The sequence below is a fragment of the Pseudovibrio sp. Tun.PSC04-5.I4 genome (genome assembly GCF_900104145.1).
GTDB lineage: Bacteria > Pseudomonadota > Alphaproteobacteria > Rhizobiales > Stappiaceae > Pseudovibrio.
Genome location: NZ_FNLB01000006.1, coordinates 1,049,552 through 1,064,347, shown reverse-complemented (window position 1 = coordinate 1,064,347; position 14,796 = coordinate 1,049,552). Strand labels below are relative to the sequence as shown.

The window sequence follows — 14,796 nt, the reverse complement described above, 5'->3', positions numbered from 1 at the left end:
GACATAACTCAGAAAGGTAATCCACATGGCGCTCTATGAGCACGTGTTCCTGGCACGTCAGGACATTTCTACTCAGCAGGTTGAAGCCCTCGTTGAACAGTACAAAACTGTTATCGAAGAAAACGGCGGCAAAGTCGGCAAAATCGAAACTTGGGGTCTGCGCACCCTGACTTACCGTATCAACAAGAACCGTAAGGCTCACTACACTCTTATGAATGTAGATGCTCCTCATGCGGCTGTTGCTGAAATGGAACGTCTGATGGGCCTGAGCGAAGACGTTCTTCGTTTCATGACCATCCGTGTAGACGCGCTGGACGAAGAACAGTCCGCAATGATGCAGAAGCGTGATCGTGACGACCGTCGTCGCGGTGACCGTCCTGATCGTGGCCCTCGCCCAGATCGCGGCGATCGCCCTGATCGTGGTGGTGACCGCCCTGATCGTGGTCCTCGTCGTACCGAAGCACCAGTAGCGGAGTAATTGAACATGTCTGAATCTTCATCTGCAGGACGTCGTCCATTTTTCCGTCGTCGTAAAACATGCCCATTCTCCGGTTCAAATGCTCCGAAGATTGACTACAAGGACATCCGTCTTCTGCAGCGCTACATTTCTGAGCGCGGCAAGATTGTTCCTTCCCGTATTACCGCAGTTTCCGCAAAGAAACAGCGTGAGCTGGCTCGTGCCATCAAACGCGCTCGTTTCCTCGGCCTGCTGCCGTTCGTAATCAAGTAAGACTTGGTTATTGGGTCAGGATGCTTTGCGTCCTGACCTTTTTTGTGATTCTGGCGTCGCCAGAATCCTGGTTGAGAGATTGCTCGGAAGATACCGACGGCTCTCTCTAACTGCGGGCACATTGTATCGCAGGACAGCATAGGAGAAGCTCCATGAAAATTATCCTTCTAGAACGCGTTGCTAAACTTGGTCAGATGGGCGACACCGTTACTGTTCGTGACGGTTACGCACGTAACTTCCTTCTGCCACAGAGCAAAGCTCTTCGTGCGAACAAGGGAAACCTTGAGCGTTTCGAAAACGAGCGTTCACAGCTTGAAGCACGTAACCTTGAGCGCAAATCTGAAGCTGCTGCAGTTGGCGAAAAGCTTGCTGGCAACACCTTCACGGTTATCCGCGCAGCTGGCGAAACTGGTCAGCTTTACGGTTCAGTTGCAACACGCGACATTTCAGAACTCCTGACTGCTGGCGGTTTTTCCGCTCTGCGTTCCCAGGTTACCTTGCGCTCCCCGATCAAAACCATCGGCATGCATGAAGTTGTCATCACGCTGCACCCTGAAGTGGAAGTTGTTGTTTCCATCAATGTTGCGCGTTCTATTGACGAAGCTCAGCGCCAGCAAGCTGGTGAAGACCTCACCGGTCGCGAAGCAGACGCTTTTGAATTCGACGAAGACGAAGAGTTGGAAGAAGGCGACGAAGCTGCTTCTGAAGAAGCTGCTGAAGGTGAAGAAGAAGAAACTGAAGAAAAAACTGAAGAATAATTTTTTTTCAGTTCTCTTTAAAAAAGGCAGGGTCTCAGACCCTGCCTTTTTTTGTCGCACCCCCTGATAGAATCGGCAGAAACTCCTTTGATTCTATCCCTCCAGATTCGCATAGTTAATAATTGTAGTTGGAGCGAAAATCGCTGAATACAGCTGATTTTAGATAAAATTTCTCAGCTTTCCTCACGCTTGGAGAGTGGCCGCTGTCAATTGGCAACCTGCAATTTTCCCCGCTGATTTTAATTTGTTAAAGAACTGGGTTTAAGGTGCCATCCGCCCCTTTTCCTGCCGGCGTTTAAGCTGTAACCAAGTTGCCAAGCGGCATGAGGGGCGCAATGAAGGGCACAGTCCAAAAATTAGAGAAGGCTAGTGAGACCATGCGAGTGGTTCCACATAATGCCGAAGCAGAGCGCCAGCTTCTTGGTGCCATCATGGTAAACAACGAGACCTACTATCGTGTCTCGGAGTTCCTAGAAGCACGCCATTTTTTCTTAGCTCCCCACAAGGATATCTATGATAAATGCGGAGCGTTGATTAAGGCCGGCAAGATTGCCTCGCCTATTACGCTCAAAACATTCTTTCCAGCCGACGAGAAGATTGCGGACTTGTCTGCAACTCAATATCTTCTGCGTCTTGCTGGCGATGCGACCTCTGTTATCAATGCAGAGGATTACGGCAAAACGATTTTCGACCTTGCGACCCGCCGTAACCTGATTACCATTGGCGAAGACATGGTGAACATCGCCTATGACGCGCCGATCGACATGCCACCCTCCTCCCAGATTGATGACGCTGAACGTCGTCTGTTTGAGCTGGCGGAAACCGGTAAGTCTGATGGTGGGTTTCAGGATTTCGGCAGCGCTCTGACACAAACGATTGAAATGGCGGCGGCAGCTTTCCAACGAGAAGGTGCGCTTTCAGGTATTTCAACCGGTCTACGGGATCTGGATAAACTGATGGGGGGCTTACAGTCCTCAGATCTGGTTATCCTTGCTGGTCGTCCTGCGATGGGTAAAACCTCGCTGGCAACAAACATCGCCTATAACATTGCTCAGAACTTCCAGACTGAAGAAGCGCCTGATGGCTCTTTACGGACTGTAAACGGCGGCATTGTTGGCTTCTTCTCCTTGGAAATGAGCGCCGAGCAGCTTGCGACGCGTATTATTTCCGAGCAAACCGAAATTTCCTCCTCAAAGATTCGCCGCGGCGACATCAATGAGGCTGATTTTGAAAAACTTGTTGCTGCAACCCAGCATATGCAACACGTTCCACTGCATGTGGATCAAACTGGTGGTATTTCCATCGCGTCTCTTGTTTCCAAAGCCCGCCGGCTGAAGAGACAAAAGGGGCTGGACGTACTCGTGGTCGACTATATTCAGCTGCTCAGCGGTTCTAACAAGAACCAAGGCAACCGCGTACAGGAAATTACCGAGATCACCACCAACCTTAAAGCGTTGGCAAAGGAACTGAACGTTCCGATTATCGCGCTTTCCCAGCTCTCTCGTCAGGTTGAAAACCGAGACGATAAGCGACCGCAAATGTCTGATCTTCGTGAATCTGGCTCGATCGAGCAGGATGCGGATGTGATCCTATTTGTGTACCGCGAAGAGTACTACATGGGTAAAAAAGAACCTCAGGAAGGAACACCTGAGTCCGAAGAATGGAAAATTCAGATGGAACAGATACGCGGCAAGGCGGAAGTTATCATCGCCAAGCAGCGTCACGGTCCTACTGGTATTGTCGATCTTCAGTTCCAGGGCGAGTTTACTCGCTTCTCCGATCTTGCAGATGACGCTCATGTTCCTGAGCGGATGTTGGAATAACGCAGGTTCATCCTTTTGGATAAGCTTTATGACCCGGGGTTACGCGCATCAGTTGTGTAGTGCTCCGGGTCTTGCTTTTTAATTGCCACTATCTTCTGTAGGCTGTCGGGCATCTTAAGAATCTAAAGGCATGCACGTGACACATACCGCCACCCCTTCTCCAAACCGATTTTCCATTATAGCTGGCGGAGCTGCTCAACTGACCATTGACTTGACTGCTTTGCGGGCAAATTGGTGTTACCTCAACGGCAGGGTTGGAGATGGTTGTACGTGTTCAGCTGTTGTTAAAGCCAGTGCATACGGGCTTGGTGCAGCTGAGGCTGGCAGGGCACTTTTTGAGGCTGGGGCACGCGTCTTTTTCGTTGCTCTTCCTGAGGAAGGTATCGAACTGCGGGCAGAATTGCCCCTCGCGGAGATCTTTATCCTGAATGGCCTTTTCCATGGCCGTGAACAGCTTTACCGCGACTTCAATCTCAAACCGGTTTTAGGTAGTCTTGAAGAGGTTGCCGATTGGTCTTCTTTTGCGCGCGCGGAGAATCAGCAACTTGGAGCTGCTTTGCATTTTGACACCGGCATGCACCGCCTTGGTATGGCTGTCAGTGATGCTATTTCACTCAATGCATCTGCAAGGGCTCTCACAGGAATCTCAGTCGATCTGGTCATGAGCCATCTTGCATGTGCTGATACGCCTGATCATCCAATGAATCGAAAGCAACTAAAGCGGTTTTTGCGCATATGCGAACAGTTTCCTGATGCGCGGAAATCCTTAAGCAATTCAGCCGGTATTTTCTTGGGACCGGAGTTTCAATTCGACTTGGTTCGTCCCGGGATCGCCCTTTACGGCGGAAATCCTGCGCCTGACACGCCCAATCCAATGTTACCCGTTGCGCATATTCGGGCTGAGATCATAAACCTTAGGGATGTCCCATCTGGAGATTCTGTGGGTTATGGGGCTTCTCGCGTTACATCGCGAAAAAGCCGGATTGCGACCATAAACATTGGTTATGCAGACGGCTTGCACCGATTGGTGGGGAACTCTGATTCTAACCCAAACGGTGCACGTGTGTTTATTGGAGGGCATTTCGCTCCTCTGTTCGGGCGTGTTTCCATGGATATGGTTGCGGTGGATGTGACGGACATTCCTACAGAACATCTTGTACGCGGAGCCACCATTGAGGTCATGGGGGCACATGTAAGCGTGGATGAACTGGCAAACTTTGCCCAAACCATTCCATATGAATTGCTGTGTAGCCTCGGAGCACGCTATACACGCCACTATAAAAGCTAGGCTTACCAACACTGGCAGGATCCTGAATTAAAAATGGCGAAACGCTCCCTTTCATTTACCTGTCAGACGTGTGGGGCAACCACACTCAAATGGGCTGGCCGCTGCGAAGGTTGTGGCGAATGGAACACCATTCAGGAAGAACAACAGGCAAGCGGCATTGGCGCAGGTCCGAAAACTGCGACCCGCGCAAAGGGACGTGTGGTTCCTCTTGTTGGGCTTTCCGGTGAAACAAAAGAAGCACCGCGCATTGTAACAGGTGTTGCGGAACTGGACCGCGTTACCGGTGGTGGTTTTGTGAAGGGTTCAGCGCTTTTGGTTGGTGGGGATCCGGGTATCGGTAAATCCACTCTTTTGACCCAAGCCAGCGCGCATCTTGCCTATCAGGGCCACAACATCATTTACATCTCTGGCGAGGAAGCAGTTGATCAGGTTCGCCTGCGCGCTGATCGCCTTGGTTTGCGTGATGCTCCGGTTCAACTGGCCGCCGAGACCAGCGTTGAAGACATTCTGGCAACGCTTGAGGCCAAAAAAGGGGATGAGCGTCCACATCTGGTTATCCTCGACAGTATCCAGACGCTTTGGACGGAGATGGCGGATTCGCCTCCCGGCACTGTTACACAGGTACGTGCGTCTGCTCAGGCGATGGTCCGCTTTGCTAAAAAAACCGGAACCACTGTTGTCCTTGTTGGCCACGTCACAAAAGATGGGCAGATCGCCGGTCCTCGCGTTGTGGAACACATGGTGGATGCGGTGCTCTATTTTGAGGGCGATGGCGCACACCAGTACCGAATTTTGCGAGCCGTGAAGAACCGTTTTGGACCAACCGATGAAATCGGCGTCTTTGAAATGTCAGATATGGGCCTGCGAGAAGTCAAGAACCCGAGCGCGTTATTCTTGAGTGAACGCAGTGCTACGGCTCCAGGTTCAGCCGTGTTTGCTGGGATAGAAGGCACCCGTCCTTTGTTGGTAGAGATGCAGGCGCTTGTTGCTCCCTCTCCGCTTGGAACGCCACGCCGGGCCGTGATCGGGTGGGATAGCGCGCGCCTCTCCATGATTTTGGCCGTGCTTGAAGCCCGTTGTGGTGTTAAGTTCGCGCAACATGATGTTTACTTAAACGTGGCTGGCGGACTTAGAATTAACGAGCCAGGAGCTGACCTCGCCGTGGCGGCAGCCCTGATCTCATCGCTTAGTGGGGTTGCTCTTCCCCTCGAATGCGTCTATTTCGGCGAAATCAGTCTGTCTGGTGCGGTTCGTCCAGTAGCGCAGGCCGCTTCCCGATTAAAGGAAGCGCACAAGCTCGGTTTTAGTCAGGCAGTGATACCTGACGGGAATATGAAGGAAGGCTCCAAAGCGCTCGGCCAGGTAAAAGGGCTTGAGGAACTTGGAGACCTGATAGCAACCATTGCTGTCAGTGCACAGAAAACGGAAAACGCTTAAGGGTTTACCCTAGGCTGATTTTAACAGGTTGGTGCCACGTGAAGATGGCCTACCAGTCAAACAAGGGACATGTGTCGACAGATGCCGATCACACTCTTAGACGGAATTCTACTCGTCGTAATGTTGTTCTCTGGCGTCCTCGCAATGATTCGCGGGTTTGTACGCGAGGTACTTTCCATTGCATCCTGGGTCGCAGCAGCAGTCGCCGCTTTCTATTTCTACAGTAGCCTGAAACCATTTGTGCTTCAGCATGTCGCTAATGACACCTTGGCGACAGCGATCGCCGCAGGTGCTATTTTCCTAGTGACTTTGATTGTGGTGAGCTACGTCACCATGCGGATCTCAGATTTCGTTCTGGATAGCCGCATCGGTGCGCTCGACCGTACATTAGGTTTCGTTTTTGGCGCAGCACGTGGCTTCCTGCTTGTGGTTGTTGCTGTGCTGTTCTTTAACTGGTTCGTGCCAGAACCAAAGCAACCGAACTGGATCATGGAAGCTAAGTCTCGTCACCTGCTTGTCAGTACCGGACAAAGCCTTGTTGCTGCCCTGCCAGAAGACCCGGAACGGGCTATTCTGGATCAGATCCGCAAGCAAAGTGGCGCTGCCAGCAGCCCATCTGACGCCTCAAGTGACGAAGAAGCCCGCTACTCCCCAAGTGAGCGGCGCGGAATTGACCAATTAACCGCATCCGGCAATGGCCGGAACTAAGATATAAATTCTCGGCAATTGGCCCAAGTAAGAACCAAGGAGTGATGCCATGAGCAGTGGTGTATCAAACAATTCTGACGCCCTAGAAGATGCGCGGGCAGATTTTGACGGCGATACCCTGCATGAAGAATGTGGTGTATTTGGTATTCTCGGCCATTCTGACGCGGCCACGGTTACAGCGCTGGGTCTTCATGCTCTCCAACACCGAGGGCAGGAAGCTGCGGGCATTGTGACTTTTGACGGAGATCAGTTCCGCTCAGAACGTCATATGGGCCTTGTGGGTGATCATTTCACCGATCAGGACACCATTGGCAATCTGAAAGGCCCTTACGCGATTGGGCATGTGCGCTACTCAACAACGGGTGAAGCGGCACTGCGCAATGTACAGCCTTTGTTTGCTGAATTGGATGGCGGCGGCATTGCTGTTTGTCACAACGGTAACTTCACAAACGCAATGACCTTGCGCCGCCAACTGATCAAAGATGGCGCCATTTGTCAGTCTACTTCTGACAGTGAAGTGGTTTTGCAGCTGGTTGCCCGTTCTCGCGAACCTAAAATTGTTGACCGCTTCATCGAGGCTATCAGCCAGATGGAAGGTGCTTACTCGCTCGTTGCACTCACTCGCAAAAAGCTGATTGGTGCGCGTGATCCGTTTGGCATTCGTCCATTGGTTCTGGGTGACCTCAACGGTGCGCCAATTTTTGCTTCTGAGACCTGTGCCCTTGATATCATCGGCGCGAAGTTCATTCGTGAAGTTGAAAATGGTGAGGTGGTTGTTTGTACTCCGGGCGGCATTGAGAGCTACTTCCCCTTTGGCAAACGCCCTGCTCGCCCTGACATCTTTGAGTACATCTACTTCTCTCGTCCAGATAGCATTTTGAACGGTCATTCTGTTTATAACGTTCGAAAAGAATTTGGCCGTGTTCTGGCTCGCGAAAGCGCCGTAGAAGCCGATGTTGTGGTTCCAATACCAGATTCTGGTGTGCCTGCTGCTCTTGGCTTTGCGCGTGAAAGCGGTATTCCGTTTGAGCTTGGCATCATCCGTAACCACTATGTGGGCCGGACCTTTATTGAGCCAACCCAGCATATCCGGACACTTGGCGTCAAACTGAAGCACTCTGCCAACCGGGCTCAGATTGAAGGCAAGCGTGTTGTGCTGGTGGATGACAGTCTTGTGCGCGGTACAACAAGTTTGAAAATCGTACAGATGATCCGCGATGCAGGTGCCAAGGAAGTTCACTTCCGTCTCGCATCGCCACCAATCCGGTTCTCCGATTTTTACGGCATTGATACGCCCGTGCGAGAAAAACTGCTGGCTGCTAAATATGACCTTGAAGGCATGCGCAAATACATTGGTGCAGACTCTCTTGCGTTCTTAAGCATTGACGGTGTTTATAATGCTATGGGCTATGAGAATGGCCGCGACAACGAGAACCCGCAGTTCACCGATCACTGCTTTACAGGGGACTATCCAACCCCCCTAACTGATCTGTCTGATGATGTTGATACTCGTCAGGCTCCACGCCTTGTAGAAACTGGTTAAGTTCAATGAGTTCTAAAAGACTTGAAGGTCGTGTAGCTGTTGTCACGGGAGCGTCCCGTGGCATTGGCTACTTTGCAGCACAAAAGCTTGCGGAAGAAGGCGCGCATATTATTGCGATTGCCCGCACCGTGGGTGGTTTGGAAGAGCTGGATGACGAAATCCAGAAGGTCGGCAGCTCTGCAACGCTGGTGCCGCTTGACCTGACCGACTATGACGCGATTGACCGTCTGGGCGCTGCAATTTTTGAACGCTGGAAGAAGCTCGACATTTTGGTCGGCAACGCTGGTATTCTTGGCCCGACTTCTCCGCTTGGACATGTCGATCCAAAGAAATTTGACGACGTGATGTCCATCAACGTAACAGCCAACTGGCGGTTGATCCGTTCGCTTGACCCGTTGCTGCGTCAGTCAGATGCTGGTCGTACTGTATTCATGACCTCTGGCGCGCCGCATAAGTGCCGCGCTTATTGGGGGCCATACTCCATGTCCAAAGCTGCTCTCGAAGCGTTGGTACGGACGTATGTGAATGAAACGCAGAAGACCAATGTGAAGTCCATGTTGATCAATCCGGGCCCTATGCGCACAGGTATGCGTGCAAAGGCAATGCCGGGTGAAGATCCAATGACGCTGCCGCATCCTGCTGAGCTTGCAGAGCACATCTTGCAGTTCAGTTTGCCAACCAGCGAAGACAATGGGCGCCTGTTTGATTTCCCGAGCAAAGAAATTCGGGATTTTGTACCGCTGACGAGTTAAGTCAGACAAGACCAAATCAATAAAAGCCCCGCCTGTTGAGCGGGGCTTTTTGTTTCTGCCGATTACACGGCGTGAATACTCTTATACGGCTTTACCAAGCGCACTGAGCATCATTTCGCGTTTTGGCGTAACCTTTTGTAATCAACACCCCTGAGGGGCCCTACAGGCTTCATCAGAGATCGCTGGAAAGGCAGCATTCATTTAGCCTCACCTCTCCTTAGTGCTCATGATCAGATAAACGCCTTGTCGGTTACGGCTTTGATCTGCGCATAGACATCAGCACCGCCGGCAACAACCTTGCAACCATTCATGATCGCGTGCTGAACGTCGATCTCTTGTAGCGTACCGCCAGCTTCTTCCAGCAGCAACATACCAGCCATGCAGTCCCATGAGTTCATATGCTCTTCTATGTACCCGATAAGGCGTCCAGAAGCGGCATATGCCAGCATCAGACCACCAGAGGCGTTACGGAAGAAGATACCGCCTTCATCCAGAAGCAAATCAACAGCATCTTTCACGGCTTGATGGCGGCCACGAGCACTAAAGCCAAGGCCGAGCGATCCATTGGAAAGCGAGTTGCTTGTGCTTGCAGACATTGGCTCGCCGTTGAGAGTGGCACCCCCGCCTTTTTTAGCGGCAAACAATTCATCAGCACATGGGTCATAGATGACACCGATATGTTTTTCGCCGCTCTTCACGCAGGCGATGATGACACACCACTGGGGAATACCTGAAACGAAGTTTGCAGTGCCATCAATCGGATCGATGATCCAAGTGTACTCAGAGGTCCCTTCTTTGGGAGCGTGTTCTTCGCCGACAATTGTATCTTTAGGAAAGGCTGCCGCAATCGCATCCCGAACCAGAACTTCAGTGTCCCGATCCGCTTCTGAAACCATATCCTGATGACCTTTGCTCTCGATGTTGAGCGTGTCCAACCGAAGAAAATGTTCGTGCGCAAACGCGCCAGCGCGCTTAACCAAAGCGGTGGCGAAAGTAAAACGGTCTTGTGACATGGGAATCCTATGTATGGTGCAGAACGCAAAATAACATGGCAAATAAATGCTAATTCATAAGAAATTGCAACTTGTTAGCACTCGGTACATGGCTCTTTGGAGAAAATATCAAGAGCCTGATAGAGCACTTGATGCAGAGTTGCACTCTTCGAGTATTTCAGAACCTGTCGCTCTCAATTTCATAGGTTAAATACATATACGCAAAAAGGGCAACCTGTGCGGCTGCCCTTTTTTCTCAATTCACACAAACTGCGATTTCTAAGCCAATGGCTAGACCCACGTTTGCAAAGAGGTTTTAGCGTCTCTTCTTATGGTACGGATTCTCGCCTTTGCGGTAGCTCAGGCGGATCGGTGTCCCTTTGATGTCAAAACGCTCGCGCAGACCGTTTACCAGATAGCGTGTGTAGCTTTCTGGCAGGTTGTCTGGCTTGGAACTGAACACAATAAAATGCGGCGGACGTGTTTTTGGCTGCGTCATAAAACGAAGACGCACCCGGCGCCCGGATACGGCTGGCGGCGGATGGTGGATCAACACACCTTCGAGCCAACGGTTCAGACCAGATGTACCAACGCGTTTGTTCCACATCCCGTAGGCGCGGAAGATAGCCTGCATCAGCTTATCAAGGCCCTGACCGTTGATACCGGACAGAGTGATAATCTCAACACCGCGGATCTGGTTCAGGTAATGCGCCTGCGAATCCTTGATATGAGCCCACGCACCATCGCGATCTTCAATCAGATCCCACTTGTTAACAGCGATGACCAGCGCACGCCCTTCACGGGCACACAGGTCAATGATCTGAAGATCCTGCTTCTCAAAGGAAATCGTTGCATCGAGCGTAACAACAACCACTTCAGCAAACTTGATCGCGCGCAGAGCATCGGCAACAGAAAGCTTTTCGAGCTTTTCCTGCACACGAGCTTTTCTGCGGATACCAGCAGTATCAAACACTTTAACGTGGTGATCCTGCCATATCCAATCAACTGAAATACTGTCGCGGGTGATGCCAGCTTCAGGTCCGGTCAAAAGGCGCTCTTCACCCAACATCTGGTTGATGAGGGTGGATTTGCCTGCGTTCGGACGGCCCACAACTGCCAAACGCAGAGGACGCTCAACGGTGCCAACAGGCTCGTCAATTTCTTCGTCTTCTACGTCAACATCCGTGCGCGCTTCACTGAACTCGCTGGACTCTTCCATTTCTTCTGCAGCATCTACAATAGGGCGCAGAAAATCATAAAGGTCGGAAAGGCCTTCTCCGTGTTCAGCTGAAAGAGCGATAGGATCGCCCAAACCCAGCGTAAACGAATCATAAAGCCCGCCGTCACCTGCTTTGCCTTCGGCCTTGTTGGCACACAGGATTACAGGTGTATCGGCACGGCGAAGAAGATTCGCAAAGTGCTTATCCAAAGGTGTCAAGCCAGCGCGTGCGTCAATTAGAAACAAGCATGCATCCGCGTCCCGGATTGCTTCTTCTGTTTGAGCGCGCATGCGCCCTTCGAGGCTTGCTGCCTCTGCTTCTTCCAAGCCAGCTGTATCAACGATCTTGAATCGCAGATCGCCCAAGCGTGCATCACCGGACCGACGGTCACGGGTCACACCTGGGGTATCATCAACAAGCGCGAGGCGCTTGCCTACTAGGCGATTGAAGAGCGTTGACTTGCCAACATTCGGTCTGCCAATAATGGCGACTGTCGCAGTCACGCGAATACTCCTCGTCAGGTCTACGGCGCTAGTTCAGCGCCGCAACCGCTCCGTCACTGGTAAGGACGACCATACGTCCACCAGCAACAATTGGTGATACAAATACGCCACTTGTCACTTTCCGCGATGCGGAAGCCTGACCGGTTTTTGCATTCACAGATGCAAGATAACCGTTGCTAGACACGGCGATCAGCTGGCCATTTGCCAGAATTGGACCTGCCCAGTTGACGTTTTTGACGTCTTTTTCGCCAGCAGGCAACTTGGCTGTCCAGATAAGGTTGCCGGTCTTGGCTGATAGTGCGTGCAACTTATCATCCAAGCCGATCAGGAACAGAGTTCCACCCGATACCACTGGTGTATGCACGGCACCAAAATCCGCTTCCCACAGACGCTCACCGTCACGCAGAGAAATCGCAAGCGTACGACCAGCTACCGATGAGGCAAAAACCTGATTGCCATCGATAACAGGGCTTGCAGATACATCTGTCAGACCAGAAAGAGCGCGGGTACGGAAGGACCGTGCAACAGTATCAATCCATTTAGGCTCACCGCTGTTAATGTCAAGCGCCATTACCTCACCTGAGGAAAATGGAACAACAACAGTGTTGCCAGAAACTGCTGGATTTGCTGATGACAGCAAGCCTGCTTTTTCTGCAATGCCTGCGAAGGACCATGCCTGCTCACCATCTGTCTGGTTGAGGGCGATCACTTCATTGTCCTGCGTTACAACAATAACTTTGCCATTGGCAGCTGCTGGTGCACCGCGGACAGGTGTTTCAAGTTTTTTAGTCCAGAGGATGTTGCCACCCTTATCCAACCCAAAAACATTGCGGTATGCGGTGGCGACAAAAATCTTATCGCCATCCAGCACAACGCCGCCACCTGCTGCAACTTCGTTCTCGCCTTCAAGACCGAGATCTTTTGTGAAGACCTTCGCTCCAGCTGTGGTCAACGCGACAAGCGTGCCATCTGGCTTGTAAACGTAGATGCGCTGGCCGTCAGAGACCGGACGCGCTGCTGTGCGCGGGTTGCTGGAGCCCATACCGAAGAAGCCCGGAGAGCGGACTTTGCCGATATTGGAGGACCAAGCCACTCCGCCGCTAACGTTAATCGCGATGTTGCCCGGATCGTTGTTTTTCGGTCCAGCTGCTGTTGGCCATGTGGAACCGCCGGTGGCTGCGCCAATTTTAGCGGCCCCGCCAGTTGCTTGTGGACTGGTAGCTCCCTGGTAGAGCGGTAAACGGTCGCCCTCCAGAAACTCATCGTCCGCGCCAAATGGGTTCAGACTGGATAGAGAAGAGCAACCAGCCAGCGTCAGTGCCAGAGCACCGGTTCCAATTAAAGTCTTCCAAGACTTTCCTTTGGTCTCGCTCACTTATTAGTCCCCTTCTCGTCTGTGCCCAAAGCTGAGGTAATCAGCTCAAGATATATTTGCGCGCGCCCGGAGAAATCGGAGGGCGCTTCTGCATCACTTGTAATTTCGGAAAAGCGAGCTCTTGCAGCGGCCAGATCACCAGCCTTGTATTCAGCAGCGCCCAAAACTTCCAGCGCGGAAAAGCGCCATGTGTTACCAGCAACGGCCAGCACTTCAACCTGCTTTTTCACATCAGCCAGGCTGCCGTTATCGAGCAGCAGGTAGGCGGCGCGAATGTTTGCAAGACCTTTGTAAATCTGAGGTGTGGAGCTATCTGCGGCCACAGCGTCAAAAGCCTTGATAGCTTGCGCCGAGTTACCTTCCAAAGCCAGCTCAGTGCCGATGCGCATCTTAGCCAACATCGGATAACCGCCGATACTGCCATCCATTGCAGCAAAAGCTGCCTTGGATTGTTCGTAGTCGCCAGCGTTGGAAAGCTTCACCGCTTCCAAAAACTGAGTTCCAGCAGCTTGAGACTGCTTGGTCTGCCAATACTCGTAACCACGGTATCCAGCAGTGCCTACAACAATAAGACCGGCTGTCAGGTATACAAATGGAGCAAAGCGCTTCCAAAGTTTTGAATACTGGTCGCTTCTTACTTCTTCATCAACTTCGCGAAAAACGTCGGACATATCTCTAAATGATCCCGCAGCAACGATTCTTAGGTTTGTGGTATCCCAATGGGCGGCGTCACATTAAAACTTAGAGAGCCGCAGGCAAACCTCTTTCCTTACCTCTTTCAACCGATTAGTGGCACAATTAGGGCAAGAGAAGAGTTTTCCCTGTCAACATTTGCTGGAATAAACATTAGCAGGGACCACAATTTGATATCCGCCTTGAAACCTTAAGCCATGCAAAAGGTCAAGCTACGATTGGCACACCGATCAAAATTGCATGTAGTTTCCACACGAACAGGCCATAAATGCCCAATCCCACCAAAACTGAGATCACATCATTTCTAATTGCATTGGGGTAATCTGTGGATGGAGGGTTAGCGCGATCCCGTTTTGCAAGAGAAATTCTGACAATGACTGCCCACACCAAAAATGAGCCGAATAATGCAACTGAATACGGCTCTCCATTTGCAAACAAATGCGCGACAGCCCACAGTTTCACTGCATTGATCATGGGGTGCTTGATGATCCTGGTGATATTCCCTTTCATGTACACAGACACAAAAAATGGGAAAACCGGAAGCATCAGGAACATGGCAACATGGCGCCCCCAATTTGGCGGCGTGTAGAGTGGCAGATAATCAGCAAGCCAGGCAGCTTGAAAGCCGTAGATAATCGCGATGAGGCCTGCAAAAGAAGCAAGCGTGAACAGCCCCCGGTAGCCGTTGAATCCCAGATGCTCTACCAGTTTTTGACGAAATCCCGAAAATGAAGGGACGAGATGGATGGCCAAAAATAAAGCCAGCCCGCAAACTAAAATAGTCATTGAAGGACCCTTGTCTTGTTTTAATAGATTATTTCAGCCCAAGCAGCTCTAAGCAACAATCTCGGTCTATTTATTCCTCAGCTAAACTCTGTCGTTAACCAAAAGACGGAATTTTGCAAGAGCCCAGAGCAGTACAGTATTTTACCTATGAACTATAGTGTTAAATTGCGCTGCAATCTTGCGTTAAA

14 protein-coding genes are annotated in these 14,796 nt (G+C 51.3%); 9 read left to right on the top strand and 5 right to left on the bottom strand.

What is annotated here, in order from left to right; genetic code table 11:
* Positions 1–25: 25 nt before the first annotated feature.
* The 9 genes from rpsF (at position 26) to BLS62_RS09920 (ending at position 9,039) form a co-directional block, all read left to right on the top strand.
* Positions 26–478, top strand: coding sequence for a 30S ribosomal protein S6 (rpsF, locus tag BLS62_RS09960; RefSeq protein ID WP_093180037.1), 453 nt, complete (start codon positions 26–28; stop codon positions 476–478).
* 6 nt (positions 479–484) lie between these two features.
* Positions 485–730: a 30S ribosomal protein S18 gene (gene rpsR / locus BLS62_RS09955; protein ID WP_093180034.1), complete on the top strand. Its 246-nt coding sequence runs from the start codon at positions 485–487 to the stop codon at positions 728–730.
* 152 nt (positions 731–882) lie between these two features.
* Positions 883–1,488, top strand: a complete 606-nt coding sequence (rplI, locus tag BLS62_RS09950) for a 50S ribosomal protein L9 (RefSeq protein ID WP_093180031.1) — start codon at positions 883–885, stop codon at positions 1,486–1,488.
* 335 nt (positions 1,489–1,823) lie between these two features.
* A complete protein-coding gene (locus tag BLS62_RS09945; protein WP_093180028.1) occupies positions 1,824–3,311 on the top strand; it encodes a replicative DNA helicase in 1,488 nt (495 codons plus the stop codon).
* A 130-nt stretch (positions 3,312–3,441) separates the two neighbouring features.
* Positions 3,442–4,599 carry an alanine racemase gene (gene alr / locus BLS62_RS09940; protein ID WP_208990793.1) on the top strand — a complete coding sequence of 386 codons (1,158 nt, stop codon included), beginning with the start codon at positions 3,442–3,444 and terminating at the stop codon, positions 4,597–4,599.
* A 33-nt stretch (positions 4,600–4,632) separates the two neighbouring features.
* Positions 4,633–6,036: a DNA repair protein RadA gene (gene radA, locus BLS62_RS09935; RefSeq protein WP_093180026.1), complete on the top strand. Its 1,404-nt coding sequence runs from the start codon at positions 4,633–4,635 to the stop codon at positions 6,034–6,036.
* Between the two features lie 81 nt (positions 6,037–6,117).
* Positions 6,118–6,744, top strand: coding sequence for a CvpA family protein (locus BLS62_RS09930; protein WP_093188729.1), 627 nt, complete (start codon positions 6,118–6,120; stop codon positions 6,742–6,744).
* A gap of 49 nt (positions 6,745–6,793) precedes the next feature.
* Positions 6,794–8,287: an amidophosphoribosyltransferase gene (purF, locus tag BLS62_RS09925; protein ID WP_093180023.1), complete on the top strand. Its 1,494-nt coding sequence runs from the start codon at positions 6,794–6,796 to the stop codon at positions 8,285–8,287.
* A 5-nt stretch (positions 8,288–8,292) separates the two neighbouring features.
* The gene (locus BLS62_RS09920) at positions 8,293–9,039 is read left to right on the top strand and encodes an SDR family NAD(P)-dependent oxidoreductase (RefSeq protein WP_093180020.1); all 747 of its coding nucleotides are present in this window, start codon (positions 8,293–8,295) and stop codon (positions 9,037–9,039) included.
* 230 nt (positions 9,040–9,269) lie between these two features.
* Here BLS62_RS09920 and BLS62_RS09915 read toward each other — a convergent pair whose 3' ends face one another.
* The 5 genes from BLS62_RS09915 to BLS62_RS09895 form a co-directional block, all read right to left on the bottom strand.
* Positions 9,270–10,052, bottom strand: a complete 783-nt coding sequence (locus BLS62_RS09915; protein WP_093180017.1) for an inositol monophosphatase family protein — start codon at positions 10,050–10,052, stop codon at positions 9,270–9,272.
* A 295-nt stretch (positions 10,053–10,347) separates the two neighbouring features.
* Positions 10,348–11,754 carry a ribosome biogenesis GTPase Der gene (der, locus tag BLS62_RS09910; RefSeq protein ID WP_093180014.1) on the bottom strand — a complete coding sequence of 469 codons (1,407 nt, stop codon included), beginning with the start codon at positions 11,752–11,754 and terminating at the stop codon, positions 10,348–10,350.
* Between the two features lie 28 nt (positions 11,755–11,782).
* Positions 11,783–13,129: an outer membrane protein assembly factor BamB family protein gene (locus BLS62_RS09905; RefSeq protein ID WP_093180011.1), complete on the bottom strand. Its 1,347-nt coding sequence runs from the start codon at positions 13,127–13,129 to the stop codon at positions 11,783–11,785.
* Positions 13,126–13,800: a tetratricopeptide repeat protein gene (locus tag BLS62_RS09900; RefSeq protein ID WP_093180008.1), complete on the bottom strand. Its 675-nt coding sequence runs from the start codon at positions 13,798–13,800 to the stop codon at positions 13,126–13,128. Before BLS62_RS09900 ends, BLS62_RS09905 begins: the two co-directional genes overlap by 4 nt.
* A 229-nt stretch (positions 13,801–14,029) precedes the next feature.
* Positions 14,030–14,608 carry an NnrU family protein gene (locus BLS62_RS09895; RefSeq protein ID WP_093180006.1) on the bottom strand — a complete coding sequence of 193 codons (579 nt, stop codon included), beginning with the start codon at positions 14,606–14,608 and terminating at the stop codon, positions 14,030–14,032.
* Between the last annotated feature and the right edge of the window lie 188 nt (positions 14,609–14,796).

What these genes read in the sequence shown, in the direction of transcription:
- BLS62_RS09915 (WP_093180017.1), bottom strand. Translation starts at nt 10,052, where the DNA reads ATGTCACAAGACCGTTTTACTTTCGCCACCGCTTTGGTTAAGCGCGCT.
- alr (WP_208990793.1), top strand. Translation starts at nt 3,442, where the DNA reads ATGCACGTGACACATACCGCCACCCCTTCTCCAAACCGATTTTCCATT.
- BLS62_RS09920 (WP_093180020.1), top strand. Translation starts at nt 8,293, where the DNA reads ATGAGTTCTAAAAGACTTGAAGGTCGTGTAGCTGTTGTCACGGGAGCG.
- BLS62_RS09900 (WP_093180008.1), bottom strand. Translation starts at nt 13,800, where the DNA reads ATGTCCGACGTTTTTCGCGAAGTTGATGAAGAAGTAAGAAGCGACCAG.
- rplI (WP_093180031.1), top strand. Translation starts at nt 883, where the DNA reads ATGAAAATTATCCTTCTAGAACGCGTTGCTAAACTTGGTCAGATGGGC.
- purF (WP_093180023.1), top strand. Translation starts at nt 6,794, where the DNA reads ATGAGCAGTGGTGTATCAAACAATTCTGACGCCCTAGAAGATGCGCGG.
- BLS62_RS09945 (WP_093180028.1), top strand. Translation starts at nt 1,824, where the DNA reads ATGAAGGGCACAGTCCAAAAATTAGAGAAGGCTAGTGAGACCATGCGA.
- rpsF (WP_093180037.1), top strand. Translation starts at nt 26, where the DNA reads ATGGCGCTCTATGAGCACGTGTTCCTGGCACGTCAGGACATTTCTACT.
- BLS62_RS09895 (WP_093180006.1), bottom strand. Translation starts at nt 14,608, where the DNA reads ATGACTATTTTAGTTTGCGGGCTGGCTTTATTTTTGGCCATCCATCTC.
- rpsR (WP_093180034.1), top strand. Translation starts at nt 485, where the DNA reads ATGTCTGAATCTTCATCTGCAGGACGTCGTCCATTTTTCCGTCGTCGT.
- BLS62_RS09930 (WP_093188729.1), top strand. Translation starts at nt 6,118, where the DNA reads ATGCCGATCACACTCTTAGACGGAATTCTACTCGTCGTAATGTTGTTC.
- radA (WP_093180026.1), top strand. Translation starts at nt 4,633, where the DNA reads ATGGCGAAACGCTCCCTTTCATTTACCTGTCAGACGTGTGGGGCAACC.